At 66.0% G+C, this 3000-nt stretch carries 3 protein-coding genes; 1 reads left to right on the forward strand and 2 read right to left on the reverse strand.

The features are described from left to right. Positions 1-115: 115 nt before the first annotated feature. Together HP546_RS28480 and HP546_RS28485 are read right to left on the reverse strand one after the other, a co-directional pair. A complete protein-coding gene (locus HP546_RS28480) occupies positions 116-1495 on the reverse strand; it encodes a sensor histidine kinase (protein WP_172232647.1) in 1380 nt (459 codons plus the stop codon). Next, entirely contained in the window at positions 1488-2159 is a 672-nt protein-coding gene (locus HP546_RS28485) for a response regulator (protein ID WP_172232650.1), read from the reverse strand. The genes HP546_RS28480 and HP546_RS28485 overlap by 8 nt, the downstream gene beginning before the upstream one ends. A 200-nt stretch (positions 2160-2359) precedes the next feature. Here HP546_RS28485 and HP546_RS28490 point away from each other — a divergent pair. Next, positions 2360-3000 (forward strand): OprD family outer membrane porin (locus tag HP546_RS28490; protein ID WP_172232653.1); only part of this gene is annotated, 641 nt, incomplete at its 3' end.

Genomic DNA, 3000 nt, shown 5'->3' on the forward strand with positions numbered 1-3000 from the left:
ACCGAACTGGAGGTGGATGAGCTGCTGGAGGCGCGGAGCATGTTGCGCTGAGCCTGTGCTGGCCTCTTCGCGGCAATCCGGTTCACCCGCGAAGAGGCCAGCACAGGCAAACCCATCAGTCGGCAATAAAGCTCACCCGCACCCGCAACCCACCATTGGCTCCATCATGCAGGCTCACCTGCGCCAGATGCGCCCGGCAGATTTCGCCAACAATCGCCAGGCCAAGCCCGCTACCCTGCGCGCTACGCCGATAGAAACGTTCGAACACCCGTTCGCGCTCGGCCTCGGGAATCCCCGGCCCATCGTCCTCGACCTCCAGCACCGCCGGCGCCAATACCCGCAGAATCACATTGCCGCCCGCCGGTGTATGCGCCAGGGCATTGTCCACCAGGTTGCTCAGCAGCTCGTTGAGCAGCGTCGGCTCCCCCTTCAGCCATACCGGCGCCTCGGCCTCGAGCGCCAGCGCGACCCCGCGCTTGTGGGCCAGCGGCGCCATGGCCATGCCCAGCTCACGGGCCAGCTGGCTCAAGTCCAGGCGCTGCGCGCCGCCCTCGGCAATCGCCCGCGCACCGTTCTCGACCCGCGCCAGCGACAGCAGCTGGTTAGCCAGGTGGGTCAGGCGATCGGTACCCTGGGCCGCAGATTCCAGGGTCTGCCGCCACTCCTGCGGCTCGGAAGAGCGCAGGCCCAACTCGACCCGGGCCTTCAGCGCCGCCAGTGGTGTACGCAGCTCATGTGCGGCGTCGGCGATGAACTGCGCCTGGCGCTCGAACTGGCCGCGCAAGCGCTCGGTAAAGTGGTTCAAGGCCCGTACCAGCGGACCCAGCTCGCGCTGCACCTGTACCACCGGCAGGGCCCGCAGGTCGTCCGGCTGGCGCTCTTCCACCGCTGTGCGCAGGCGCTCCAGCGGCCGCAGCGCTGCACTCACGGCAAACCACACCATCACCAGCGCACCCAGTGCCAGCATCCCCAGGCGCAACAGGGTATCGGCCATCAGCCCGCGAGCCATGCGCACCCGCGCTTCCTCTGTTTCGGCAACGCGAATTTCCGCCATGCCGTTCATGTTCGGCTCGCTGACCGCCTTCAGCAGGCTGACCACGCGCACGTCCTGGCCCAGGTAGGTGGCGTTGTAGAACCGCGCCAGCGCCGGGTAGTCGTCGGTGCGGGGGGTGCCCGCAGGTGGTGCAGGCAGGTTCTCGTAGCCGGAAATCAGCCGCTGCTTGATATCCAGCACCTGATAGTAGATCCGCCCGGCGCTGTCATAGGCGAAGGTATCCAGGGCCACGTAGGGCACGTCCGCACTCAGCGAGCCATCGCGTTGCGACAGACCGGCGGCGATGGTCCGCGCCGACGCCAGCAGTGTGCGGTCGTAGGCGGTGTCGGCGGCCTCTCGGCCGTTCCAGTACGCGCTCAGGCCGCTGGCCAGCATCAGCACCACCAGCAACAGGGCCAGATTGCCCAGCAAGCGCCCGCGCAGGCTACCGTTGTCACGCATCGCGATGCTCGAGCAGGTAGCCCAGGCCGCGGAAGGTGACAATGGCCACCGGGTGGCCGTCCAGCTTCTTGCGCAGGCGGTGGATGTAGATTTCGATGGCGTCGGGGCTGGCCTCTTCGTCCAGGCCGAACACCTGGGCGGCCAGTTGCTCCTTGCTCATCACGCGGCCCGGCCGGGCGATCAGCGCTTCCAGCACGCTCTGTTCGCGCGAGGTCAGGGTCAGGTTGTCGTCACCGAGCGAGAAACGCCGTGTGTCGAGGTCGTACACCAGCGGCCCACAGCGTTGCTGGCGCTCACCACCGAGCACGCTGCGGCGCAGCAGGGCCTTCACCCGGGCCTCCAGCTCGGTCAGCTCGAACGGCTTGGCCAGGTAGTCGTCGGCCCCCAGGTTCAAGCCATGCACCCGGTCCTTGACGTCGCTGCGCGCGGTCAGCATCAGCACCGGCACGGTCTTGCCGCGGCCACGCAGGCGCGCCAGCACCTCGAAGCCATCCATGCGCGGCAAGCCGACATCCAGCACGACCACCGCATATTCCTCACTGGCCAAGGCCAGGTCGGCAGCCACGCCGTCATGCAGCACATCCACGGTCAGGCCGTGGCTCTTCAGGGCCTGGGCCACGCTTTCGGCCAGTTGCAGATGGTCTTCGACCAGCAGCACACGCATCGGTTTCTCCCTGCTCGGGTGGGGCGGTGGCGCGGAGTGTACCGCTGTACTCAGGCCTGTGAAGCCCCTGGTAACAAACCTTTCTCACTGAAAGGTTAGCGAAAGGTTCGTTGCCTAGCATCGCACCACGGTCGCTCCTCGCGCCGAAAAAAGCACCAGCAAGGTGCAACGAATAAGAACAATAAACGGAGTCATCATCGATGCTGTCATCGCAGCCGCAGGCGTTCGCGCCTACCCGTTCCTTTGCCGCACGCCCCTCTGCCATCGCCAGCGCCCTTGCGCTTGCCGGTGTTGCCCCGATGAGCCAGGCCGCCTTCTTCGAAGACAGCACAGCCACCTTCGAAACCCGAAACATGTACTTCAACCGCGACTTCCGCGACGGCACCAGCGCGCAACAATCCAAGCGCGACGAGTGGGCCCAGGGTTTCATCCTCAACTTCGAGTCCGGCTACACCGATGGCACCGTAGGCTTTGGCCTGGATGCGCTGGGCATGCTCGGCATCAAGCTCGACTCCAGCCCCGACCGCACCGACAGCGGCCTGCTGCCGACCCACGATAATGGCAAGGCTGCCGACGAGTACTCCAAACTCGGGCTGACCGGCAAGGTCAAGATCTCGCAGACCGAACTGAAGATCGGCACCCTGATCCCCGAACTGCCGACCCTGCAGCCCAACGATGGGCGGATCCTGCCGCAAACCTTCGAAGGCGGCCTGCTTACCTCGAAGGAGATCAAGGGCCTGACGTTCACCGGTGGCCGCCTGGACAAGGCCAAGGACCGCAACGACACCAACTGGGAAGACCTGGCCCTGAACAACAAGAACGGCCGCTTTGGTGGCTCGTT

Source organism: Pseudomonas sp. CM25 (assembly GCF_013179705.1).
In the GTDB taxonomy this organism is placed as follows: Bacteria; Pseudomonadota; Gammaproteobacteria; order Pseudomonadales; family Pseudomonadaceae; genus Aquipseudomonas.

Coding starts and splice junctions, on each gene's coding strand:
- HP546_RS28480 (WP_172232647.1), bottom strand. CDS start 1,495: ATGCGTGACAACGGTAGCCTGCGCGGGCGCTTGCTGGGCAATCTGGCC.
- HP546_RS28485 (WP_172232650.1), bottom strand. CDS start 2,159: ATGCGTGTGCTGCTGGTCGAAGACCATCTGCAACTGGCCGAAAGCGTG.